Genomic DNA, 22,078 nt, shown 5'->3' with positions numbered 1-22,078 from the left:
GCCTGAAGGCGCCTCGTCCTCAAACGCCGGACGGGCTGGACTTCCCGGCCGGCGTCGAGATGTCGCGTCTACTGGTCCGAAGAGAACCGCACCGCCCCCGCCGGAATCCGCGCATCGCACCACACCCGCATGCCGTCCCTCAGCTCGTTGTCGGGGCCGACGATCGCGCCGTCGCCGATGACCGTGCCGGTGAGGACGGAGCGTTCGCCCACGCGGGCCCGGGTGCCGATGAGGGAGTCGGTGATGACAGCGCCGGGTTCGATGACGGCGCCGGGGAGGATCGTGGAGCCGAAGACCCGCGCGCCCTCCGCCACGAACGCGCCCTCGCCCACCACCGTGCCGCCGGTCAGCTTGGCGTCGGGGGCGACCCGGGCCGTCGGCAGGACCAGGCGGTCTCCGCAGCGGCCGGGGACTGCAGGCGACGGGGCGCGGCCGAGGACCAGGTCCGCCGAGCCCCGGACGAAGGCCGCCGGGGTGCCCAGGTCCAGCCAGTACGTCGAGTCGACCATGCCCTGGAGGTGGGCGCCGGCGGAGAGGAGGTCGGGGAACGTCTCGCGCTCCACCGACACCGGGCGGCCCGGCGGGATCGTGTCGATGACCGAGCGGCGGAACACGTACGCGCCCGCGTTGATCTGGTCGGTGACTATCTCCTCGGGGGTCTGCGGCTTCTCCAGGAACGCCAGGACCTTGCCCGACTCGTCCGTGGGGACCAGGCCGTAGGCCCGGGGGTCCGTCACCTTCGTGAGGTGGAGGGAGACGTCCGCTCCCGTCGTCTCGTGCGTGGCCACCAGTCGCCTGATGTCCAGGCCGGTGAGGATGTCGCCGTTGAAGACCAGCACCGGGTCGTCGGGGCCCGAGTGCAGCCGGGACGCCACGTTGCGTATCGCGCCGCCGGTGCCGAGGGGTTCGTCCTCCGTCACGTACTCGATGTGCAGGCCCAGTGCCGAGCCGTCGCCGAAGTACGGTTCGAAGACCTCCGCGAGATAGCTCGTCGCGAGGACGATGTGGTCCACGCCCGCCGCTCTCGCCCGCGCCAGTTGGTGCGTGAGGAACGGCACCCCCGCCGCCCTGACCATGGGTTTGGGTGTGTGCACCGTGAGCGGGCGCAGCCGGGTGCCCTTGCCGCCGACCAGGAGGATCGCTTCTGTCACCGTCGTCTCTGCTTCCTGCCGGGACCGGCCGAACTGTTTTTCGACCGGCCAGTGTATGCAGACCGTTGTGTGGCGACTTCCAGGCCGTTGGCGTTCCGTCCCGGTCTCAGGAACGGTTCCGTCCCTGTCCCAGGAGCGGTTCCGTCCCGGTCCCAGGAGCGGTTCCGTCCCGGTCCCAGGAGCGGTTCCGTCCCGGTCTCAGGAACGGTTCCGTCCCTGTCCCAGGAGGCTGTCCCCCCGACGGCTGCTGAATGTGCCCCCGTCTCCCTCTGGATGCGCGCTCCGGCCGTTCCCGGGCATGCGGCCTCCGGGGCCTCCCCAGACCCCGGAGCGTCCGGACCGGACCGCCCGCCTCAGCGCCCCTGGAAGCGCGCCGCGGTCGAACGGGCCGAGCCGAGCTTGCCGTAGAGCTGCTTGCCCGGGCATTCCGTGGAGAAGCCGTCCCGGTGACCGGAGATCACATTCAGCCGTACGTTCTTTCCCTTTGCGTAGAGATTGCCACCCCCGGACTTCAGGTATGTCTTGCCTTTCGGATTCGCCCCGAAGAGACCGAGCTTCCACGCCGTCAGTCGGGCGACGGCCGTGACCGTCGCGGAGTTCGGCTTGGCGCTGGAGAACGTGCCGAGGACGGCGATCCCCATGCTGTTGGTGTTGAACCCGAGGGTGTGGGCGCCCAGGACCGGCTTCGCCACTCCCCCGGCGCGGCCCTCGTAGATCTTCCCGCACTTGTCGACGAGGAAGTTGTAGCCGATGTCGCGCCAGCCCATGCTCTTGACGTGGTAGCGGTAGATACCGCGGATGACGGACGGCGCCTGTGAACACTTGTAGCTGTTGCCCGACGCCGTGTGGTGCACGAACGCCGCCTTGACCTTCGTGGTGTAGCGGAAGCCGCTCTCCCGCAGGCTCTCGTCGGCGCCCCAGCCGCGGCGCGTGACGATGGTGGGGCGCGGGCCGATGTACGGCTTCGCCCGCTGGGCCGACGTCAACTCGGCCGCGCGCAGGCTGAAGAGCTCGCGTTCGGTGCCCAGTCGGTCCAGGGCGGGGATCTCCGTGGCGCCGAGGGGGGCGAGGGGGGTGTTGACGGCCGAGGCCTCGATCGCCTCGGGCGTCATCTCGGGGGCGTCGGCCGGTGTGGTGGTCGAGGCGGTCGAGGCGGTCGAGGCGGTCGAGGTGGTCGAGGTGGTCGAGGTGGTCGAGGTGGTGTCAGCCTGGCTTGTGGTGCTTGAGGGGCCGTCGGCCTTCGGGTCGGTTCCGGTGGGCGGCGTCTGGCTGGACGGTGGGCCTGCCGGGGCGGCGGGGGCGGTCGTTCCGGGGTCGACCAGTTCCAGGCGCAGACCCGAGGGGAGGGGGGCGGCGGTCGAGAGGATGCGGGTGCCGCGGGCCGTCTCCTCCGTACGGCGTTCCGTGTCCGGGTGGACACGGATCTCGACGCCGTCGGAGTCACCGACCCAGAGCGGGGCCGTCGCGCCGCGGACCCGTCCCGAGGCGCTCTCGGGTGTGCCGGGGTCGGCGCCGTGGTCGGCGTTGTGCGTCTCCACGTCCTGCCAGCTCGACCAGGCGCCGGCGCCGGCCGGGCGGGTACGGACCTGGACGCGGCCGTGGAGTTCGGTGGCCGGGTCGTCCCAGACGACGCCGAGGAGGGAGAAGTGGCGTACGTCCCGACGGGGCAGGCCCCGGTCGGCGACGGCGCCGCCGAGGGCTCGGTCGCCGGTGAGGGGTGTGAGGGGCAGCGACTGGGTGCTGCCCGGGAGGTCGGGTAGTTCGGGCAGGTCGGGTAGATCAGGCCGGTCGGGTAGATCAGGCCGGTTGGATCGGTCAGGTAGGTCCGGGCGGGCAGCTCGGTCAGGTAGGTCAGGTAGGTCGAGGCGGGCAGGTAGGTCAGGTAGGTCAGGTAGGTCGGGGCGGGCAGGTAGGTCGGGGCGGGAACGGGTCGGGAGGGTGTCGGGGTTTGTGGCCCTGGTCGTCCCGGTGGGCGCCGCCTCTGCGGCCGGCGCCGGTCGCACCGTCGCCGCGGTGGCGGGCGGCGTCAGCGGGAGGGCGAGAGCCGCCACGCAGGTGACACCGATCGAGGAAGCAAGCAATCCACGCATGCCTCCGATCCTGGACATAGTCATACATTTCTGTCCATCGGGGAGTTGACGGGCCATCGGGCGCGTTCCGCCGAACCGGTGGCCCCAGAAGGGCTCCGGGAGGGGCCCGTGACGGGTGCGGGGGCGGGGCGGCGCGTACGCTTGCGCGGGTGACTGCCACCGATCGCACCCCTGCCGACCTGCTGCGTTCCGCGCTGGCCGCGGACCCCGCGCGGCCCCTGGTGACCTTCTACGACGACGCCACCGGCGAACGGGTCGAATTGTCCGTGGCCACCTTCGCCAACTGGGTGGCCAAGACCGCGAATCTCCTCCAGGACGGGCTGTCAGCCGAGCCCGGCGACCGGGTCGCGCTGCTGCTGCCCGCGCACTGGCAGACGGCGGTGTGGCTGCTGGCGTGTTCGTCGGTGGGCGTCGTCGCGGACATGGCCGGGGATCCGGCACGGGCGGACTTCGTCGTCGCCGGGCCGGGGCAGTTCGAGGCGGGGCTGGCGTGCCGGGGCGAGCGGTACGCGCTGTCGCTGGCGCCGCTCGGCCGGCGGTTCGTGCCGGGTCCTCCGGAGGGGTACGACGACTACGCCGTGAGCGTCCCGAGCTTCGGGGACCGCTTCGCGCCGTACGTCCCCGTCGATCCCGAGGAGCCCGCGTTGATCGTGGCCGGGGGCGAGTACACCGGCGCGGAGGTGGTGGAGCGGGCGCGGGCGGAGGCGTCGGGGCTGGGGCTGACGGGGCCCGGGTCGCGGCTGCTGTCCGGGCTGGCGTACGACACATGGGAGGGGCTGAGCGCGGGGTTGTACGCGCCGTTGGCGAGTGGGGGGTCCGTGGTGCTGTGCCGGAATCTGGAGCAGGCGGGGGAAGAGGCTTTGGCCAAGCGGATCGAGAGCGAGAGGGTTTCAGCTACGGCTCGGTGAAGTCGTTGTGGGGCGGGGGGGTGAGGTGCCCGGTGTTGGTGAGGCGCCGTGCGTTGGTGTCGGCCTCGCTGGGGGCTGCCGCCCCCAGGCCCCCGCTTCGGCCCTGAAGGGGCCTCGTCCTCAAACGCCGGACGGGCTGAAATGTGCGCCCCCGCCTTCTGGGCGCCGCAGGGCAGGGCGACGCACCCCCACCCCACACGGCACCGCCGGGTCAATGCGCCCGCCCGCACAAAGCCCCGCCACCTCCCCCAAAGCCTCGCCGCCCCCCTCAAAGCCCCGCCGCCTCCCCCAAAGCCTCGCCGCCCCCCTCAAAGCCCCGCCGCCTCCCCCAAAGCCCGGCCCCTCCCCCAAATCCCCGCCCCCTCTCCCAAAGCCCCGCCCCCTCACCCATTCGGCGCACCCCCACCCGCCCCCGGCTGCTGCTTCGCGCCATCGTCGTAAGGGTGGCCGTGGTGTGGTGCTGCGGTGGGGCCCTGTGCGCTCTTGTGGCGGGAGGGGTGATCGGACGTGAGGTACTCCTTGCGGACGCGGCAGTGGGAGCGATGGCGGTCGCCTCCGGTGCGGCGTCGGCGTCGGCGGCGGTGGGTGCGGTACGGGGTGGGGGCCGTGGGCGTGGTCGTCCTGGGGGTCGGGGTGGCCGGGTGGGTCGTCTACGCGAAGCTCGACGGGAACATCACGCCCGATGACGCGGCCGCGGCGGAGCTGGAGCGGTATGCGAAGGAGCGGCCGACCTCGTTGGTGAAGGACGCGCAGAACATCCTGCTCATCGGGTCCGACTCGCGGGCCGGGGACGGGAACGAGGAGTACGGGCGGGACTCGGGGACCGAGCGGTCGGACACGACGATCCTGCTGCATCTGGCCGCCGGGCGGCGCAGCGCCACCGCCGTGTCGCTGCCCAGGGATCTGATGGTGGACGTGCCGGCGTGTCTGCGGGCGGACGGGAAGCGGACCGAACCGACGTTCGCGATGTTCAACTACGCGTTCCAGACGGGGGGTTCGGCCTGCACGATCCGGACGGTGGAGAAGTTGACGGGGGTGCGGATCGATCATCACGTGGTCGTCGACTTCAGCGGGTTCAAGGATGTGGTCGACGCGGTGGACGGGGTGGAGGTCTGTCTGAGCGAGCCCATCGACGACAAGGCCGCCAAGCTGCGGCTGCCCGCCGGGAAGGTCACGCTCGACGGGGAGCAGGCGCTCGGGTACGTGCGGGCCCGCAAGTCGCTCGGGGACGGGAGCGACACCGACCGGATGGAACGGCAGCAACGGTTCCTCGGGGCGCTCGTCAACAAGGTGCAGAGCAATGACGTCCTGCTGAACCCGGTGAAGCTGTATCCGGTGCTGGACGCGGCCACGTCCTCTCTCACCACCGACCCGGATCTGGCGAGTCTGCGCGGACTGTACGAACTCGTGCGCGGTTTGCGAGACATTCCCACCGAACATGTGCAATTCCTGACCGTTCCACGGGAGTCGTACGTCTACAACGCCAATCGCGACCAACTCGTGGAGCCCGAGGCGGAAAAACTCTTCGAGCGGCTGCGCATCGACGCGCCGATCGTGGTTTCTAAGGAAGTTCCCACGAAATCAAGCTCTTCGAAGTCGCCCGGCTACGGGCCGTACGGATCCTCGGGTGCGAACCGTGCGGCTTACGGGGCGGTTTCGCCCACTCCGCCCACTCCGACGTTCCGCGGAAACACCGCCGCCGAGGACGCCTGCGGGTAAAGCGCTCACCAAGCCCAGCCCTTCCGGAGAACTGGAGTTCAAGGAAATGGGGCGGATTGCCCGCTTGTAGGGGCGTGGAATTTGTCACGGCCGTCGCCCGACGCTGAACTGGGCGGATAGTGTGAGCGATCCGGTGCACCCGGCCACGAGGTCCTTCCTGGGGTCGCGCACCGTGTGACCGAGACCCGAGCGCCTTTGAAGGGGGAAAGGCGCCGCGTGGCCCCGACGGAGGATTCGAGACAACCGTGGACGCGCAAGGCCGTGGGCGGGCGGACAACATCGATCCCGCAGACCAGTGGGTGCTCAATCCGAACACCGGTGAATACGAACTGCGACTGAGTCCTTCCGGACCGCAGTCGGCGGTGCCCGGGCCGCGTAGAGCCGACTCCGGCCGACCCGGCGGTGGCGGGCGCGGCGGCGGCGGTTCCGCGCGCGGTCGTACGGCGGGTGCGACGGGGGCGGGGGTGGGACAGGGTGCGATGTCGCCCTCGTCGTCACCTGCGTCGTCGGCCTTGTCGGCCGGGACGGCGCTCAGCCCGGAGGTGCCGGGCCAGCGTCGGCGCCGCGGGGCGCCGGAGGAACCGGTGCCGAACCGGCGTGGGCGCCGGCCGGTGAAGAAGAAGTCGAAGGCGAAGAAGATACTGCTGTGGACCGGCGGGATCATGGCCTTCGTCCTGGTGGGTACGGCCGGCGCGGCCTACCTCTATCTCCAGCACCTCAACGACAACATCACGTCCGTCTCCGACGACGGCGCGAGCACCGGTGGCTTCAGCAAGGACAAGGCGATCAACCTGCTGGTGATCGGCACCGACAAGCGCACCGGTTCGGGCAACGAGGGCTACGGCGACTCCGGCAGCGTCGGTCACGCGGACACCACGATCCTGCTGCACGTCTCCAAGGACCGGACGAACGCGACCGCGCTGAGCATCCCCCGCGACCTGATTGTGGACGTCCCGGACTGCCAGACCGCGCAGGCGGACGGCACCACCAAGGTCATCCCGGGCACGAGCGGCGTCCGCTTCAACACCAGCCTCGGGCAGGACGGCCGTACGCCGAGCTGCACCGTGCGCACGGTCACCGAGCTGACGGGGATCCAGGCGGACAATTTCATGGTCGCCGACTTCAACGCGGTGAAGACGCTGACCACGGCGGTCGGCGGCGTCGAGGTGTGTCTGGCCAAGGACATCGACGACAAGGACTCGAAGCTGAAGCTGGCCAAGGGCACGCACCTCATCCAGGGGGAGGAGGCGCTGGCCTTCGTGCGCACCCGGCACTCGGTGGGCTTCGGCGGCGACCTGAGCCGGATCCAGCTCCAGCAGCAGTTCCTCAGCGCGCTGATGCGGAAGCTGAAGTCGAACGACACGCTCAGCAGCCCCACCAAGATGATCAAGCTGGCGGAGGCGGGCACCAAGGCGCTGACCGTCGACTCCCAGCTCGACAGCATCAACAAGCTGAAGGACCTGGGTCTGGAGCTGGGCAAGCTCAACGTCAAGAACCTGACCTTCACCACCGTGCCGGTCGTCGACAACCCGGCGGAGAAGGTCAAGGCGACCGTTATCCCCGACCCGGCGTCGGCAACCACCGTCTTCCAGATGATCAAGGACGATGTCTCGTTCACCGAGGTGAAGGAGAAGGCGGCGGCGTCGAAGAACGCGGCGGCCGCGGCGGCCGCGGCCCGTCTGAAGGGCACGCAGTCCGCCGCCTCCGCGGTGCGGGTGCGGGTCATGAACGGCGGTGCGCCCGCCGGCAGCGCACAGGAGACTCTTAACTGGCTGCAGAATGATGAGGGTGTGACGAAGTCCGAGAACGCGGGCAACGCACCGGCCGCACTGGCCAGGACGACGCTCGAGTACGGGCCCGACCAGGCGGACCAGGCACGTAAGCTCGCCGCCGTCATGGGGCTGCCCGGCACCGCTCTGAAGCCGGGCAAGAGCGTTCTGAACTCCCAGGGTCTGCCGACGATGACGCTGACGCTGGGCAAGGACTTCAAGGGCGCGGGCGTCTCGCTCACGGCGCCGGCGAAAGTCCCGGACTCGGTCCAGAAGTCCACGGCGGACAAGGTCCAGTGCGCCAAGTAGGTAACCCTTCGGGCCCGTCGAGCGTCTGACTTGACGCGGGGCGGGCCCGTGTCAGGCGCACGGCGGGGAGGGGCAGGGGAATTGGCGGGGAGCAGTGGGGTGCGAGGTGAGGTTCCCGCGGTCGAGGACACGATGTCCTTGACCGCCCAGGAGCAGCAGGACCAGGACGCATCCGAGAAGAGCGGCAGACACGGCGGCGGGCGCAGGGGCGGGGGCAACGGCCATGGGCCGGCGCGCAAGGGCCGGGGTCGACGCGCGTTGCGCTGGTCGGCGACGGTGCTCGCGGTGGTGATACTCGGCGGCGCGGGGGCCGGATACCTCTACTACGAGCACCTCAACGCGAACATCAAGCACGACGACCTGAACATCGGCGACGCCAAGGACCGGGCGGCCGACACCAAGGCCAACTCGGCCGGCCAGACGGCGTTGAACATCCTGCTGATCGGCTCGGACGCCCGTGACACCGCGGCGAACCAGAAGCTCGGCGGCGCCAAGTACGACTTCGGCGGCCCGCCGCTCGCGGACGTCCAGATGCTGCTGCACGTGTCGGCGGACCGCAGCAACATGTCGGTGGTGAGCATGCCGCGCGACACCCTGCTGTCCATCCCCAAGTGCACGAACCCCGACGACGGGACCACGTACAAGGCGCTGACCAACGAGATGACGAACGCGTCGCTCAGCCGTGGCGGGCCGGGCTGCACGGTGGCCACGTGGGAGAAGCTCACCGACATCCACATCGACCACTTCATGATGATCGACTTCTCGGGCGTCGTCTCCATGGCGGACGCGATAGGCGGCGTCCCGGTCTGCGTGGACGCCAACGTCTACTCGCACACCAGCACCGGCAAGGGCTCCGGTCTGAAGCTGAAGGAGGGCACGCGCCCCATCAAGGGCGAGCAGGCCCTGCAGTGGCTGCGCACCCGCTACGGCTTCGAGGACGACACCGACCTCGCGCGCGCCAAGGCGCAGCACATGTACATGAACTCGATGGTCCGCGAGCTGCGCGCCAACGCCAAGCTGACCAACCCCAACAAGCTGCGCAAGCTCGCCGAGGCGGCGACGAAGGCGATCACCGTCGACGACGGCCTGGACACCATCACGAAGATGTACGACCTGGCGGGCGAGCTGCAGAAGGTGCCCACCGACCGCATCACGATGACGACGATGCCGAACCGCTACCAGGGCGAGCGGGTGGTGCCCACGGAGGACGCCAAGCAGCTGTTCCGCCTGGTGCGCGAGGACATCGCCCTGGACGGCAAGGACGCCAAGAAGGTCACGGCGAGCCCGTCGCCGACGGCGCCCGCGGACCCGGCCGCCCCGAACGACAAGATCGCGGTGCAGGTCCACAACGGCACGCGCACCGACGAGCTGGGCGCGGTCCGCGGACGCGCCTCCGAGGTGACGCAGGTGCTGACGGGCAAGGGCTTCACCGAGGCCGTCGCGGACACCTCGGCGGCCACGGCGTTCGTGAAGACGGTCGTCCGGTACCCGAGCGCCGACCTGCAGGGCGACGCCCAGGCGGTCGCGAAGGCCCTCGGCATCCCGGTGAGCCAGGTGAAGAAGTCCACCGAGGTCTCCGGGGTCACGCTCATCGTGGGCGCGGACTGGCGGTCGGGGACGACGTTCAAGGCGCCGGTGAAGAACGACAAGACGCCCGTCTCGGCCGGGGCGATGAACGCCTCCGACACCAGCCAGTGCATGCACGTGGACCCGAACTACACCTGGTAGCCCGGGTCCGGCGGACTGTGACGGCGCCTCACGGCGCCGTCTCCAGTCAGTGGGTGTCGCTGTGCGTGTCGCTGAGGACCGCGGGGCGTCGTGACGCGATGACCTTCCTGGCCAGCGCCTTCGGGCTGGTCAGGAAGCCGAAACCCCACGACATGTGCATGGTGGCGAGGGCGACGGGGATCTGCAGCCGCGCCTTCGCCGGCAGCCTCTTGCCGGCCGGCAGCGACCCGGCGACGATCGCCGCGAGGTAGCCGCCGGGGATCAGGAAGCCCAGCGGGGTGAGCACGGCGCCGACCAGGATCCCGGCCGCTATCGCGCACACCGCGGTCGGCGGGGCGAGGTAGCGCAGGTTGATGGAGCCCTCGTGGTAGCGGGCGACGACGTGCCGCCACCGGCCGTAGTCCTTGTACTGCTTGGCGAGCGCCCGCGCGCTGGGCCGCGGCCGGTAGGACACCTTCAGCTCGGGCGAGAACCAGATCAGGCCGCCCGCCTCGCGGATGCGGAAGTTCAGCTCCCAGTCCTGGGCGCGGATGAACTCCTCGTTGTAGCCGCCCTGTTGCTCCAGCGCCTCGCGCCGGAACACCCCGAGGTACACCGTCTCGGCGGGCCCGGCCTGCCCTCCCGTGTGGAAGGCGGCGTTGCCGACCCCGATCTTCGAGGTCATGGCGGCGGCGACCGCGTGCTCCCAGTCGTTCTCGCCCTCGGCGTGCATGAGGCCGCCGACGTTCTGCGCGCCGGTCTCCTCAAGGAGCCGTACGGCGGTGGCGATGTAGTTCGGCGAGAGCATGCCGTGCCCGTCGACGCGGACGACGATCGGATGGCGGGAGGCCTTGATCGCGGCGTTGAGGGCGGCCGGCGTCCGACCGGTCGGGTTCGGGACGGTGTGCACGCGCGGGTCTTCTGCCACGAGCTGGGCCGCGATCTCGTCCGTGCGGTCCTTGGACGGACCGATGGCGATCACGACCTCCATCTCGCCGGCGTACTCCTGCGCGAGGATCGCTTGGACGGCTCCGCGCAGATGCCGCTCCTCGTCGAGGACGGGCATGATGACGGAAACGGCGGGGAGCTGCACGTCGGGATTGGCGTTCATAGGGGGCTCACGTTACCGCGAACGGGGGACACGGCCCGCCCCGCCGGGTGCGCTGCACCGGTCGGCAGATCGTATGGGCCTACGGTTCTCACGGCTTCCCCCGCCCACCGCCGCCGCCCGGAGGTGCCCCCGTATGCCCACCCCTTCGCCCCGGTCCCCGCGCCGCCCCCACCCGCAGCGCCACGCGCCGCGTTCGCCCGTCCGGCCCGCCCGGCGCAGTCGTCGTCCGCGCTGGGCCATGCGGGCGGCGACGACGCTCTCGGTGGTGCTGCTCGCCGCCGCCGGGATCGGCCACTCGGTGATCAGCAGCATCGACGCGGACATCGCCCGGGTAGACCCGTTCAAGGACATGAAGAACCGTCCTCGGGCCGGTCACGGCATGAACGTCCTGCTGGTCGGCACCGACGGCCGCGACCGGATCACCCCGGCCGAGCGGCGCCGCTACCGCCTGGGCGGGGCGCCCTGCCGCTGCACCGACACGATCATGATCGTGCACATCTCGGCGGACCGGGAGCGGGCCAGCGTCGTCAGCCTCCCGCGCGACTCCTACGCCGAGACGCCCCCGCACACCGACCAGGTCACCGGCAAGGAGCACCACGGCCACCCGATCAAGCTCAACGCGGCGTACGCGGAGGGCGGCCCGCAGCTCACCGTGCGCACCGTCGAGCACATGACCCACGTGAAGATCGACCACTACCTGGAGGTCGACTTCGTCAGCTTCATGAAGACGGTCGACGTGCTCGGCGGTGTGGAGATCTGCACGGCCACACCCCTGAAGGACTCGTACACGGGCCTCGACCTCGCGCCGGGCACGCACACGCTGCTGGGCGGCGAAGCCCTGCAGTACGTCCGCTCCCGGCACGCGGACGCCACCTCCGACCTGGGCAGGATGAAACGCCAGCAGCGCTTCCTGGCGGCCCTGGTGGACCGGGCGACCTCCTCCGGGATCCTGCTGAACCCGCTGAAGTTCCGCGACGTCACCCGGGCCGTCCTCGGCTCGGTCCGCGCCGACCGCGGCTTCGGCGCGGACGAACTCCTGGACCTCGGCCGGGCGATGCGCACCTTCTCCCCTTCCTCCTCCGAGTTCACCACCGTCCCCATCGGCCGGATGGGATACGTCGTGAAGGGCATCGGCTCGACGCTGAAGTGGGACCCGGTGAAGTCGCGGCGCCTCTTCGCGTCCCTGCGCGACGACGAGCCCCTCGCCGTCCGGCATCTCGACCGCCGGGTCACGCGCGTGGACGTGGCCCCGCAGCAGATCCGGGTCCAGGTCGAGAACGGCACCCGCACGGCGGGGCTCGGCAAGCGCGTGGACACGGCCCTGGCGGCGACGGGCTTCCGCACGACCCGGCGCCCGGTCAGCGCGACCGCGCCCGCCGCCCGCCGCACGGTCGTCGCCTACGACCCCCGCTGGGACCGCTCCGCGAAGTCCCTCGCGTCGGCCCTGCCGGGCAGCGAACTGCGCGCCGTCCCCGGCCTCGGCCCGACCCTGAAGGTGATCGCGGGCGCGGACTTCCGGGGCGTACGGAAGGTACGGGGGGACGAAGACGTGGAGAAGGCGGCGTTCGGGGTGGTTCGGGGCGACGAGGTGGGGTGTTCCTGAGGGGTGTGCCGTAGGGGGCGAAGGGGCGGGCCGTAACCCTGATGGACCTGCGGCGCTGCCCGTGATCTGTCGATGAGGCGCCGGCGGAACGCCGGTGAGACGCCAGGGGGAATGTGCGTTTCTGGTGCGAACCGGTGCGGATCGGCGTCGTCCGCCCAATGGCGTGGGGGACCTGAAGGGCGTAGGACGGAAACGCACGCGCGGGCCCGCCCGGGCCCCCTCACCCCCCAGGAGGAGCCATGACCCAGCCCGGAACCATGACCGCCATGAGCAAGCCGATGCAGGACTGCGTCGAGGCGTGCATGTCCTGCCACACCGTGTGCGAGGAGACCATGAGCTCCTGCATGCAGATGGGCGGCCAGGCCCAGATGCAGATCATGCGTGCGCTCATGGACTGCTCCGAGATGACCCGCATGTGCGCCGACATGACGATGCGGCGCTCGCCCATGGCGGCCGAGATGTGCGCGCTGTGCGCCAAGGCGTGCGACATGTGCGTCGAAGCGTGTATGGCCATGCCGGACGATCCGCAGATGATGCGCTGCGCCGAGTCCTGTCGCCGCTGCGCCGAGATGTGCCGCGCGATGTCGGGCGCCCGGATGTGAGCGTCTGAACGAACTCAGGGGCGCCCTTCGTGGGCGCCCCTGAGCAGGCCCGTTCCCAGGCCGGTCCGTCGTCGGCTCAGTTGCCCGAGACGGTGACCTTCTCGTCGTTGTTCAGCTCGTTCACCAGCTGCTTCACCTTCGCCTTGTCCCAGACGAGGTTGCCGCCGGTGGAGCCGGAGATCGGCATGTTCATCGAGGTGCCGTCGCCGCCGTTGACGCCCTTCATCGCGAAGAACATCGATCCCAGGTCGTACAGGCCCATGTCCTTGTCGACGATCAGGGAGTCCAGGCCCGCGCCCAGCGTCGGGTACAGCTTGAAGGGGTTCATGACCGTCGACGGGGTCGCCACCTCGTGGGCCAGGGCCGCGAGGAACTTCTGCTGGTTCTTCGTACGCTCCAGGTCGGACGCGGCGAACGCGTGCCGGGTACGGACGAAGGCGAGCGCCTCCTCACCGTTCAGCTTCTGCTTGCCGGCCTGGAAGTCGGCGCCCGAGTACTTGTCCTTGAACGCCTTGTCGATGGTGATCTCGACGCCGCCGACCGCGTCCACGATCTTCGCGAAGCCGGCGAAGCCGATCTCGACGTAGTGGTCGATGCGCAAGCCGGTGTTGAACTCGACGGTGCGCACCAGCAGCTCCGGGCCGTCCATCGCGTACGCGGCGTTCAGCTTCACGTGCCGGCCGGTGCCCTTGTACGTCTTGCCGGACTCGGAGCCGACGAACGTCGGGATCTCCACGTCCGAGTCACGGGGCAGCGAGACCAGGGTGTCGCCGTTGGAGCCGACGTGCAGGATCATCATCGAGTCGGTGCGCTTGCCCTCGGCGGAGCCGGTGTGCAGCTCCTTCTTCTCCTCGGCGGACATGCCCTCACGGCTGTCGGAGCCGACGATGAGGTAGTTGGTGCCGTCGCCCCCTTCCGGCCGGTCGATGACCTTGGACAGGTCGACCTCGCGGCGCAGCTTGGAGTCGGCCCAGAAATAGGTGGCGGCCGACGTCACGACCAGCACGGTCACGACGGTGATCGCGGTCCACTTGATACGGCGTCGCCAGTTCGGCGCGGGCCGCGGACCCCGGGTGGCCGTGCCGCCGGGCCCGTCCGGGCCGCCGGGGTCGCCGCCGCCGTAGACCTGGCCCGTGTTGTAGCCGCTGTCGTACCCGGACCCCCGCGCGTCGGTGTAGTCGCCGTATCCCTGACCGTTGACGTACGACGGCTGCGGCGGGACGCCGGGGCCTTGCGGCGGGGCGGCCGGGCCGCGGCGGACCTGCCGCATGACGCGCGCGCTCTCGGGCTGTGCGCTCGCGCTGCCGCTTCCGTACCGGTTGCCGCGGTCGTTGTCGGACCATCCCTCGGGCCAATCGTTCATGCGGACCAGTGTGCAGGGCAGGGCTGTGTGCCGTACAAGGGCCGTCGGAGAATCAGGGCCCCGCTGTTGCCAAGCTGACACAAAATCCCGGGTTGTCCCCCTCGGCATAAGGTGGAGGACATGACAGACCAGGTCACCGCGGCGGACTCGGGCAGCACCCCGGACATCCCGGGCAAGCCCACGTCAGCGTCCCGCACCACCCTCAGCCACATCATGACCCACGCCGACACCAACCTGCTGGGCACGGTGCACGGCGGTGTGATCATGAAGCTCGTCGACGACGCGGCGGGCGCCGTGGCCGGACGGCACTCCGGCGGGCCCGCCGTCACCGCGTCCATGGACGAGATGGCGTTCCTGGAGCCGGTCCGCGTCGGCGACCTCGTCCATGTGAAGGCCCAGGTCAACTGGACCGGCCGGACGTCGATGGAGGTCGGCGTCCGCGTCCTGGCCGAACGCTGGAACGAGTCCGCCCCGGCCACCCAGGTCGGCTCCGCCTACCTGGTCTTCGCCGCCGTCGACGCCGACGGCAAGCCCCGCGCGGTCCCCCCGGTCCTCCCGGAGACGGAACGCGACGAACGCCGCTACCAGGAGGCCCAGATCCGCCGCACCCACCGCCTGGCCCGCCGCCGGGCGATCAGGGAACTGCGGGAGCGGCGGGTGGCGGAGGGCTTGGAGGACTGAGTCCATCCCGCATCGGGGACTCAGGCTTTACCCGCGCGCGGCCATATGATCACCTTCCTCCTGTCATGAACAGGCGGTCTCTGGGGAGGGGCCGTGGGAGGGGAGCACGCGTCGATGAGCGTCGACATGCAGGAAACGAGCCAGACGTGCCCTCAATGCGGGGCCGTGATCCGTGGGGACGACCGGTTCACCGTCTGGTGCGCCGACTGCGACTGGAACGTCGACCCGGCAGGGCCGCAGGAGAGGCCGCGGCGGCTCGAACGGATGCGCCGCGCGCTGGCCCGCAGGCACGGCGAGAGGCTGCTCGCCGAGGTCGCGTCCGGCGGGGTGCTGCGCGCGCGCCGGGACGCTTCGGCCCTCGTCGCCGCGCTGATCGCGCTGGCCGTGCACGGCGTGACGGTGGCGCTGGCGGCCGGCGGGATCTGGTGCATCGTCCGCGGTTGGGGCGGCTGGCTGATGCTGCCCGGCTTGTTGCTGGTGCTGCTGACCTGGCCTCTCAGGCCCCGGCTGCCCCGGCTCCCCGACAACGTGCCGGTGTTGTACCGCGCCGACGCTCCTGCCCTGTTCGCGTTGGTCGACGAGGTCGCCGAGGTGGTCGGCACCCGGGGCGTGGACGCCGTCGTGGCCGACGACACCGTCAACGCGGGCGTCCTGACGTACGGTCTGCGCGGGCGTCGCATGCTGGTACTGGGGCTACCGCTCTGGGAGATCCTCACCCCGCAGCAGCGGGTCGCCCTGCTGGGTCACGAACTCGGCCACTACGGCAACGGCGACGTGCGCCACCATCTGGTCCTGGAGAGCGCCTACGCCTCGCTGACCACCTGGTGGCACTACTTCGCGCCCGACGCGGACCCTTCCTCGCCCATGGAATTCCTCATCAACCTGCTCCTCTTCTTCCCCCGCTCGCTCGTCACGTGCGTCCTGCTCCCGCTCGACCTGCTGACGCTGCGCAGCGCCCAACGTGCCGAGTACCTCGCCGACCGGGTGGCCGCCCGGGCAGGCTCCACCGAAGCGGCCGCTGGGCTCCTCGACCGCCTCCTGGTCGCGGACTCGGCCTACGGCGTCCTGCTCCGCGAGGCGAACCGGGCCGCGCTGACCGGGCTGCGCGGCTCCCGGACGACCGAGGGCCACGCGGACGAACTCTGGGAGCGGCTCGCCGCGCACATGGCATCCATCCCCGAGTCCGAGTACGAACGTCAGCGGCGGGTCGGTGCCCTGCGCGGGCACAGCGTGGACGCCACCCACCCGCCGACCCATCTCAGGCGGGCAGGCCTGCTCGCCCACGCCCCCGAGCCCGCGGCCGTGGTGACGGGCGACGAACGGGAACGGCACATCGCTGTGGAACTCGCCGGAGCACGCCGCCTGACGGGCCAACGGATCATCCGGGACGGACCGTCCCACCGCGCCTGAAGTGAAGACACGTCGCACTGATCCAAGCCGTGCCGTTCACCGAGCGCCTACAGGCAACTTGACGATTTCCGGAAGCGGAAACCGCAGGCTCTTGCCGGGAGTTCGGGAGGGGCCGGGACGATGAGCCGTAGACCCGACGGAAGTTGATTTAGAGGAGGCTGCCAGGTGTCGTCGACGTGGAGCAGATCCTCACCGCCATAGGCGTCTCCGACGCGGTGAAGACCGAGTACATGTCGGTCGCCCGGGCGGCGGCAACCGAGACGACGGCGTGGCGACTGTACCGACGGCTCCGATACCACCGGAAACAGCAGCAGATTCAGGCGATCGAGGCCCGGACCAGACTGCTGCGGCTCTTTCAGTCCTCCCTCGTCCCCGGCCTCTTGCAGACGCCCGAATACGTGCAGGCGGTCTTCGGTCGGAAGCAACTCAGCGAGGAACAACTGTCACGGGCCATCGGGGCGAGGCTGGCAAGGCAGCACATTCGGTACGAGCCGGGGCGGCAGCTTCGGTTCATGGCGTTGCGGCGTCCGCCGCATCCCGAGCCGCCGCCGGCCGGCGGCAGGCCTGAACGGGTCCAGCGATACCGGGAGGTGGGTGCGGAATTCCGGGTCGTAGATCTGCCGCCGATCGAGACGGCGTACTGGCTGATCAAGCCTCGCACGCTGGTGCGGGGAACTTGGGACGAACCGATGGAGGCGGAGCGGGACGTCGGCCGACTGGCGGGGCTTGTCGAGTCTGCGGCGGAGCGGCTGGCATGGGGCGGGGATGTGTCACTCGGGTTCTATCTGGAACACCCCTCGTATCTGTCCCTGGCCGTCGTGACCTGCTCGCCCGAACGGGCGGCATGTCCGCTCAGGTAGCCGACGCCTTGCAGGTGTCCAGCAGGGAGTTCAGGGATGCGGGGGCGACCTGGAGTACGGTGCTCGGTTCGTCGGACTCGCGCAGCAGGAGCGACTTCCCGCCGGAGGCTGCGGCGAGTTCCAGGCAGTCGCGGTTCGCGTCGTCGCCGGAGAAGCTGGACTTCTGCCACTGGATTTCCCGCACGGGCACCTCGCTCACGCTCACAGCCGCTGAGCCAGACTCCGGATGAGGTTCAGCGACGGTCCCGGGCTGAGGGCTGCAGCCCTCAGCTGGTCGAACATAAGCTTATATGCCGCGACTTGAACGTCGTCCTCCACGTAGAGGGTGGACACTGCGGTCTCCGTTCGCACCACGTCCGTCTCGGGATCCGGCAGTCCGACGATCCCGAAGGGGCCGTTCACGCCTCGGTGGGATTCGGTGGTGTAGGGCAGCACCTGAACCGTCACGTGCTCCTGCTGCGCCATGTGCGCGAGGTGGGTGAGCTGGTCCCGCATGACCTCCGCGCCGCCGAACTTGGCGTTCAGCACGGCCTCGTAGAGAACGACCCACAGCTCCGGCGGCTGGTCGGCGTGGTGGCCCAGGATCTGTTGGCGGTGCATCCGGCCCCGCACGTGCTCCTCCAACTCATGCTCGGGCATCTCAAGGCGGCCCCGCTGGAAGAGGACCCTCATGTAGTCGGGCGTCTGAAGCAGACCGGGGATGAGGATCGTCTCCCATGAGTGCAGGCTGAGCGCCTTCGACTCCAGCTCGATCAGATCGGCGAACCCGCTGCTGAGCACGTCGCCGTAGCGGTTCCACCAGTTGCGTCGCCGGCCCTCGCGTGCCATGTCGGCCAGCGCCTGGGCAAGGGCGTCGTCGTCCACGTCGTAGGCGTGCAGGAGCGCCTTGAGTTCGGCGGCGCGGATCCCGTTCAGCCCCGTTTCGATGCGGCTGATCTTCGCTTTGCCACACTCGAGAACCTGGGCGGCTGTGTCGATCGACAGGCCCGCGCCCTCGCGCAGCCTGCGCAGCTCGGCGCCGAGCCGTTTCTGACGGATGGTCGGGTTCTTGCGTGGCGGCATACGAACGTCCTAGCAGTGCACGACGCAACCTGTCACCGAAACGGGGCGCTTCACTAGAAGGAGTCATTCCAAGGAGGAACGCTGCACCTTTCGGACTGCCCGTCACTACCGTCGGAGACAGAGCGCTCCCCCTCGTACTCCTCCCACCCCTCACGAACCCCGGAAGATCACCGCCACCGCACCCCATGCGGGTGGCGACGACGCCACCGCGCGAACGGGTGCGGACCCCAATCTCCGCTCCATGGAAGGAAGTTCGACGATGAGCAAACCTCCGGCCCCACCCTCGGACGGCCCCGACGCCCCCTGGGAGTACCGCCTCACCCTCCCCCACCACGCCCTCGGCTCCGGCGTCGCGCGCAGTACGGTCCGCTCGATCCTCACGCGCCACTCGCTGCCCGGCCTCGTCGACACCGCCGAGTTGCTGACCAGTGAACTGTGCGGGAACGCGTACCGGCATGCCGGCGGTCCCGCGACCGTCGGTGTGCGGTGGGCGGACGGCAGCCTCCACGTCAGCGTGCGGGACGGCAGTGACGTGCTGCCCTGTCCGGGCGGTGACGGTGGCGGTGTCGAGCTGGACGGCGGGCGGGGGCTGTTGATCGTCAGCCGGTGTGCGCGGGCCTGGGGCAGTCGTGCTGTCGAGTCAGGGGCGGGCAAGGTCACCTGGTTTGAGTTGCGGCTGTGACTGACGCACGTCGCCCCCGCCCGACGACAGTGCGGGCGGGGGCGACAGCGGCGTCAAAGCAGCCCACGGGTCCCAAAGGTCCCAAGGGGCCCAGGGGTCCCTACGGCAGGTTCCGCGCCATCACTATGCGCTGGACTTGGTTCGTGCCCTCATAAAATCTGGGCGCTTCACAGGTGATATGGCGTTGACCTGTACGAACACACCCTTCAAGGGGTACTCCCCCAGCATTTCCCCATGATCACTCCCGAGTGGTGCGCCGACATCGCTTGTCATGCGAGGGAGGCCACCGCATCCGCTATCAGGGAACGTGCCGCTGCACCCCTTGCGGCCACCTGCGAGAGCCGGTCAAAGGCTCGGGCGTACAACTCGACCTGGCTGGGCTGCGTAAGGGTGGCAGCAGCGTCCAGGGAGTCCGCGTGCACCCTGCTGTCGTCGAAGATCGTGAACGTTGGCATGGGCCACACGGTCCGTTGCACTGAGAACGGGATGAGCCCCACGGCAACGTTCTGGAGATCCATAACCCCGAGCAGGTGGCCAAGCTGTGCAGCCATGGTCTCCGCAGTGCACAGCCTGTACCGCAAGACCGACTCCTCCAGTACGAAGGAGAACCGGCGTGCGCCGTTATTCAGCACCGCGTTGCGCCTCATGCGGGCTGCCACAGCATCACTCACGTCGTCCGGTGTTCCCCGGAAGTCGGCGATGGACGACAGCAGGGCAGCGGCGTACCCGGGTGTCTGGAGGAATCCGGGGATCACGTCGGAAACGTAGACCCTGAACATCTTTGTTTGTTGGTACAGATCACCTGTGGACTCTTGCAGGCGACGAAGACCGCTCCGCTGGAGTCGCCTCCACTGCACATGAGCATCTGCGGACTGTCTGTTGGCAGCGATCAGATCAAGAGCGTGGTCCTCAGCCGCGCAGGCTCGGCACCACGCTTTGATATCCGCGTCAGAGGGCGGTGTCTTGGCGTTCTCGATCCGGGATGACTTCGACTCTGACCAACCGCACCTGACGGCCAGCTCCCGCCCGCTGATCCCCGCATCCTTCCGGATCTCACGCAGACGGCCAGCCAGCTCTTCGCGGGCCTTCTGAACGCGTGAGGAGGGGTGTGGGGGCATGGAGCTGGCTTTCGTCAGATCTCGTACAGGTCGTGCGGGATCGCTCGCTCCCAGACCGCTTCGAAGGCGGCGGAGCACAGCTTCACGGCTTCGGGGTCCGCCGTGATCTCGTCTTCCACCACCACTCCATCACCTGAGAAGTGATGCACCCGGAGCAGGGTGCCATCGAAGAGCCAGAAGTCGTTGCCCGGCATGGCGATAGTCGTAGCCCGTCGCCGTGGCAACCACCGCACTTCCTCGCCCGCCGTGACGTTGGCGCGGGTGACGTAGTGCTCCCAGCGGATGTAGTCCGATACAGGCTCGGAAACCACCCGGGCCCGGCGGATCGCCACGCCCCGGGCCACGGTGTCCGTGATCAACTGATCGTAGGAGTGCCACCAGGACGCGCGGTCCTCCCAATCGATCCGCTCGCCCCTCCTCCACGCCTCAAACCGGTCCGTCGGGGCGTAGTAGTCACGCAGTTCCAGGTGAACGGCGGACCGCTCGCACTGGCCAAGCAGCTCAGCGAAGCTGGGCACGCTCGACGGCATCACACGCCTCCCTGATCATCGGGATCATCCGGGCCGGAATCCTCACGATGGCCTCGCTGTCGGGTACCGAGCCGTTCGCGGGGCTGCTCGCCTCGCACTCCGCCTGAGTCTCGGCGCTCGGCTTCCACCCCTGCAACAAGATCTCCTGAGCCTCCGCGTCCGCCCACACGGTGGGGCAGTGATCCCGGTCGGTGTCAGGGTCGATTCCAATGAACTCTACGGCCATGGCTGGCTCCCAGGTCTAGGCGCTTGCTCGGGCTTGCATCAGCTTCCTTGAACTGTGGAAATAGCGTCAATAGCCCTACTGGCCACCCGAATTGCTGTGCAAGCCCATGCAAGTTTGTAGAGCCCGACACTCGCCGCTTCCTACCGTCGGTACATCGACGCGGAATCGATCGGGAGGGTGCGGTGCGATGGGCGAGAGGGCGCAGGACACCGGAGCGGCTGATCATCTGGGCAGCAGTGAGGCCCGACAGTTCCTCTCCCGTCTGTCCGGAGCATTCGACGTCAGCGGCCTGCTCATGGTGCAGAAGAGCGCCCCTGGCCCCGAGGGTGCAGATATGGCCCCCAGTTCTGCCCTGCACTGGCCTCGGTGCGAGTGCGGGAGCCCGAAGTGCCCGGACTACAGGCTCCCGCCGAATGGCCCATCCGAGGGACTGAACAGCAGAGTCGCTGAGGCCAACGCGCGGAGCCGTAGGGGTGGGCTGTGAGCATCAGAGCGGCCATGCGGTACGTGATGCACCGGATCACCGAGCACCCGGATACGGATGTGACATTCGAAGCTGAGTGCTTGCACTGCAAGTGGAAGGCGACACCTTCCACCGAGTCGTCGTCCGTCGACGTGGAGTGCATGAGCCACACCGGCCGGTCCGGGCACGCCAGTTTCCGCCGCATTCGGACATCGTTCGCCATGGTCGTTCGAGCCGAGTAGAGCCCCACTCCAACAGTGGAATCCCTGAACTCCCGCCCCGAATCGGGCGGCGGCGGTCAGTCATGGCCGCGATCAGTTGAGCAGGAAGGTGCAGTGATGCAGAACGGAACCGATCTGTACGCGCTCGACATCAACGGGGCCTCGTTCGTCCAGGCGTGCGGCGGCCCCTGCACCGAGGGGTGCGTGACCCTGGCCCGCATCGGAGACGACGCCTGGGCCCTCGGTGACAGCAAGCGGCCGGACGCGCAGCCGCTGCGGTTCACCACGGAGGAGCTGGACGCGGCCGGGATCGACCCGGCGCGGTTCGGCCTGAACGTCTGATCCTCCGCCCTCTCCGACCGGCCCCGGCCCACCCCTCCACAGGACCGGGGCCGGTCGGTCTGAGGTTCCCCCGAGATGCGGAGTGTGTTGACAGAGGGTCAGATGGTTCTCATGAGAGGAACATCGACCATGGCCGCCCCCAGAAAGTACT

At 69.5% G+C, this 22,078-nt stretch carries 20 protein-coding genes and 1 pseudogene; 12 read left to right on the top strand and 9 right to left on the bottom strand.

The annotated features are described in order from the left end of the window. Window positions 1-68: 68 nt before the first annotated feature. Window positions 69-1,151, bottom strand: a complete 1,083-nt coding sequence (locus tag ACIBAF_RS42745) for a sugar phosphate nucleotidyltransferase (RefSeq protein ID WP_399471073.1) — start codon at window positions 1,149-1,151, stop codon at window positions 69-71. 353 nt (window positions 1,152-1,504) lie between these two features. Then, entirely contained in the window at window positions 1,505-3,241 is a 1,737-nt protein-coding gene (locus ACIBAF_RS42740) for an N-acetylmuramoyl-L-alanine amidase (RefSeq protein ID WP_399471071.1), read from the bottom strand. 149 nt (window positions 3,242-3,390) lie between these two features. Here ACIBAF_RS42740 and ACIBAF_RS42735 point away from each other — a divergent pair, with 149 nt between their 5' ends. The 4 genes from ACIBAF_RS42735 (at window position 3,391) to ACIBAF_RS42720 (ending at window position 9,674) form a co-directional block, all read left to right on the top strand. Continuing rightward, the gene (locus tag ACIBAF_RS42735; protein WP_399471069.1) at window positions 3,391-4,149 is read left to right on the top strand and encodes a TIGR03089 family protein; all 759 of its coding nucleotides are present in this window, start codon (window positions 3,391-3,393) and stop codon (window positions 4,147-4,149) included. Window positions 4,150-4,707: 558 nt separating this feature from the next. Further along, the gene (locus tag ACIBAF_RS42730; RefSeq protein WP_399471111.1) at window positions 4,708-5,868 is read left to right on the top strand and encodes an LCP family protein; all 1,161 of its coding nucleotides are present in this window, start codon (window positions 4,708-4,710) and stop codon (window positions 5,866-5,868) included. 245 nt (window positions 5,869-6,113) lie between these two features. Continuing rightward, window positions 6,114-7,946, top strand: a complete 1,833-nt coding sequence (locus ACIBAF_RS42725) for an LCP family protein (RefSeq protein ID WP_399471067.1) — start codon at window positions 6,114-6,116, stop codon at window positions 7,944-7,946. A 132-nt stretch (window positions 7,947-8,078) separates the two neighbouring features. Further along, window positions 8,079-9,674, top strand: coding sequence for an LCP family protein (locus ACIBAF_RS42720; protein ID WP_399471065.1), 1,596 nt, complete (start codon window positions 8,079-8,081; stop codon window positions 9,672-9,674). A gap of 46 nt (window positions 9,675-9,720) precedes the next feature. Here the strand turns inward: ACIBAF_RS42720 and ACIBAF_RS42715 are convergent, their stop codons facing one another. Next, window positions 9,721-10,764, bottom strand: coding sequence for a glycosyltransferase family 2 protein (locus ACIBAF_RS42715; RefSeq protein ID WP_399471063.1), 1,044 nt, complete (start codon window positions 10,762-10,764; stop codon window positions 9,721-9,723). Window positions 10,765-10,897: 133 nt separating this feature from the next. On the opposite strand from ACIBAF_RS42715, the gene ACIBAF_RS42710 reads away from it, so the two are divergent. Beyond that, window positions 10,898-12,367, top strand: coding sequence for an LCP family protein (locus ACIBAF_RS42710; RefSeq protein ID WP_399471060.1), 1,470 nt, complete (start codon window positions 10,898-10,900; stop codon window positions 12,365-12,367). A gap of 239 nt (window positions 12,368-12,606) precedes the next feature. After that, on the top strand, window positions 12,607-12,969 hold the full coding sequence (locus ACIBAF_RS42705; protein ID WP_399471058.1) for a four-helix bundle copper-binding protein: 363 nt from the start codon (window positions 12,607-12,609) through the stop codon (window positions 12,967-12,969). A gap of 76 nt (window positions 12,970-13,045) precedes the next feature. Here ACIBAF_RS42705 and ACIBAF_RS42700 read toward each other — a convergent pair whose 3' ends face one another. After that, window positions 13,046-14,332, bottom strand: a complete 1,287-nt coding sequence (locus ACIBAF_RS42700) for an LCP family protein (RefSeq protein ID WP_399471056.1) — start codon at window positions 14,330-14,332, stop codon at window positions 13,046-13,048. A 120-nt stretch (window positions 14,333-14,452) separates the two neighbouring features. Between ACIBAF_RS42700 and ACIBAF_RS42695 the strand changes: the two genes are divergently transcribed. The 4 genes and pseudogenes from ACIBAF_RS42695 (at window position 14,453) to ACIBAF_RS42680 (ending at window position 17,283) form a co-directional block, all read left to right on the top strand. Beyond that, window positions 14,453-15,013, top strand: a complete 561-nt coding sequence (locus ACIBAF_RS42695; protein WP_099936727.1) for an acyl-CoA thioesterase — start codon at window positions 14,453-14,455, stop codon at window positions 15,011-15,013. A gap of 165 nt (window positions 15,014-15,178) precedes the next feature. Further along, complete coding sequence (locus ACIBAF_RS42690; RefSeq protein ID WP_399471054.1) at window positions 15,179-16,423, top strand: M48 family metallopeptidase; 1,245 nt, start codon at window positions 15,179-15,181, stop codon at window positions 16,421-16,423. Between the two features lie 230 nt (window positions 16,424-16,653). After that, window positions 16,654-16,875: pseudogene (locus ACIBAF_RS42685) on the top strand (Scr1 family TA system antitoxin-like transcriptional regulator); the annotation flags it as partial. A gap of 60 nt (window positions 16,876-16,935) precedes the next feature. Continuing rightward, window positions 16,936-17,283 carry a hypothetical protein gene (locus tag ACIBAF_RS42680; protein WP_399471109.1) on the top strand — a complete coding sequence of 116 codons (348 nt, stop codon included), beginning with the start codon at window positions 16,936-16,938 and terminating at the stop codon, window positions 17,281-17,283. On the opposite strand, the gene ACIBAF_RS42675 is transcribed toward ACIBAF_RS42680, so the two are convergent. Both ACIBAF_RS42675 and ACIBAF_RS42670 read right to left on the bottom strand, forming a co-directional pair. Next, window positions 17,276-17,482, bottom strand: coding sequence for a DUF397 domain-containing protein (locus ACIBAF_RS42675; RefSeq protein ID WP_399471053.1), 207 nt, complete (start codon window positions 17,480-17,482; stop codon window positions 17,276-17,278). The genes ACIBAF_RS42680 and ACIBAF_RS42675 overlap by 8 nt on opposite strands. A gap of 2 nt (window positions 17,483-17,484) precedes the next feature. Next, the gene (locus tag ACIBAF_RS42670; RefSeq protein ID WP_399471051.1) at window positions 17,485-18,345 is read right to left on the bottom strand and encodes a helix-turn-helix domain-containing protein; all 861 of its coding nucleotides are present in this window, start codon (window positions 18,343-18,345) and stop codon (window positions 17,485-17,487) included. Between the two features lie 259 nt (window positions 18,346-18,604). Here ACIBAF_RS42670 and ACIBAF_RS42665 point away from each other — a divergent pair, with 259 nt between their 5' ends. Further along, complete coding sequence (locus tag ACIBAF_RS42665) at window positions 18,605-19,027, top strand: ATP-binding protein (protein WP_399471049.1); 423 nt, start codon at window positions 18,605-18,607, stop codon at window positions 19,025-19,027. A 269-nt stretch (window positions 19,028-19,296) separates the two neighbouring features. Here the strand turns inward: ACIBAF_RS42665 and ACIBAF_RS42660 are convergent, their stop codons facing one another. From ACIBAF_RS42660 to ACIBAF_RS42650, 3 genes are read right to left on the bottom strand one after another with little or no spacing between them, the layout of a single operon-like run. After that, window positions 19,297-20,145 (bottom strand): helix-turn-helix domain-containing protein, encoded by an 849-nt coding sequence (locus tag ACIBAF_RS42660; protein WP_399471048.1) that lies wholly within the window; start codon window positions 20,143-20,145, stop codon window positions 19,297-19,299. 14 nt (window positions 20,146-20,159) lie between these two features. After that, window positions 20,160-20,675 (bottom strand): DUF6879 family protein, encoded by a 516-nt coding sequence (locus tag ACIBAF_RS42655; RefSeq protein WP_399471046.1) that lies wholly within the window; start codon window positions 20,673-20,675, stop codon window positions 20,160-20,162. Continuing rightward, window positions 20,647-20,901 carry a hypothetical protein gene (locus ACIBAF_RS42650; protein ID WP_399471044.1) on the bottom strand — a complete coding sequence of 85 codons (255 nt, stop codon included), beginning with the start codon at window positions 20,899-20,901 and terminating at the stop codon, window positions 20,647-20,649. The genes ACIBAF_RS42655 and ACIBAF_RS42650 overlap by 29 nt, the downstream gene beginning before the upstream one ends. A gap of 801 nt (window positions 20,902-21,702) precedes the next feature. On the opposite strand from ACIBAF_RS42650, the gene ACIBAF_RS42645 reads away from it, so the two are divergent. Further along, window positions 21,703-21,927 carry a DUF397 domain-containing protein gene (locus ACIBAF_RS42645; RefSeq protein ID WP_384317389.1) on the top strand — a complete coding sequence of 75 codons (225 nt, stop codon included), beginning with the start codon at window positions 21,703-21,705 and terminating at the stop codon, window positions 21,925-21,927. The last annotated feature ends 151 nt before the right edge of the window (window positions 21,928-22,078 follow it).

The sequence above is a fragment of the Streptomyces sp. NPDC051677 genome, assembly GCF_044453465.1.
Classification (GTDB): Bacteria; Actinomycetota; Actinomycetes; order Streptomycetales; family Streptomycetaceae; genus Streptomyces.
Note: the sequence above shows the minus strand (reverse complement) of the source record. Positions and strands in the feature narration are given on the sequence as shown.

Bases quoted from the DNA above. Each gene is read 5' to 3' on its own strand.
- ACIBAF_RS42645 (WP_384317389.1), top strand. From the start codon at position 21,703: ATGCAGAACGGAACCGATCTGTACGCGCTCGACATCAACGGGGCCTCG.
- ACIBAF_RS42660 (WP_399471048.1), bottom strand. From the start codon at position 20,145: ATGCCCCCACACCCCTCCTCACGCGTTCAGAAGGCCCGCGAAGAGCTG.
- ACIBAF_RS42670 (WP_399471051.1), bottom strand. From the start codon at position 18,345: ATGCCGCCACGCAAGAACCCGACCATCCGTCAGAAACGGCTCGGCGCC.
- ACIBAF_RS42715 (WP_399471063.1), bottom strand. From the start codon at position 10,764: ATGAACGCCAATCCCGACGTGCAGCTCCCCGCCGTTTCCGTCATCATG.
- ACIBAF_RS42705 (WP_399471058.1), top strand. From the start codon at position 12,607: ATGACCCAGCCCGGAACCATGACCGCCATGAGCAAGCCGATGCAGGAC.
- ACIBAF_RS42695 (WP_099936727.1), top strand. From the start codon at position 14,453: ATGACAGACCAGGTCACCGCGGCGGACTCGGGCAGCACCCCGGACATC.
- ACIBAF_RS42740 (WP_399471071.1), bottom strand. From the start codon at position 3,241: ATGCGTGGATTGCTTGCTTCCTCGATCGGTGTCACCTGCGTGGCGGCT.
- ACIBAF_RS42720 (WP_399471065.1), top strand. From the start codon at position 8,079: ATGTCCTTGACCGCCCAGGAGCAGCAGGACCAGGACGCATCCGAGAAG.
- ACIBAF_RS42655 (WP_399471046.1), bottom strand. From the start codon at position 20,675: ATGCCGTCGAGCGTGCCCAGCTTCGCTGAGCTGCTTGGCCAGTGCGAG.
- ACIBAF_RS42710 (WP_399471060.1), top strand. From the start codon at position 10,898: ATGCCCACCCCTTCGCCCCGGTCCCCGCGCCGCCCCCACCCGCAGCGC.
- ACIBAF_RS42650 (WP_399471044.1), bottom strand. From the start codon at position 20,901: ATGGCCGTAGAGTTCATTGGAATCGACCCTGACACCGACCGGGATCAC.
- ACIBAF_RS42665 (WP_399471049.1), top strand. From the start codon at position 18,605: ATGAGCAAACCTCCGGCCCCACCCTCGGACGGCCCCGACGCCCCCTGG.
- ACIBAF_RS42700 (WP_399471056.1), bottom strand. From the start codon at position 14,332: ATGAACGATTGGCCCGAGGGATGGTCCGACAACGACCGCGGCAACCGG.
- ACIBAF_RS42680 (WP_399471109.1), top strand. From the start codon at position 16,936: ATGGCGTTGCGGCGTCCGCCGCATCCCGAGCCGCCGCCGGCCGGCGGC.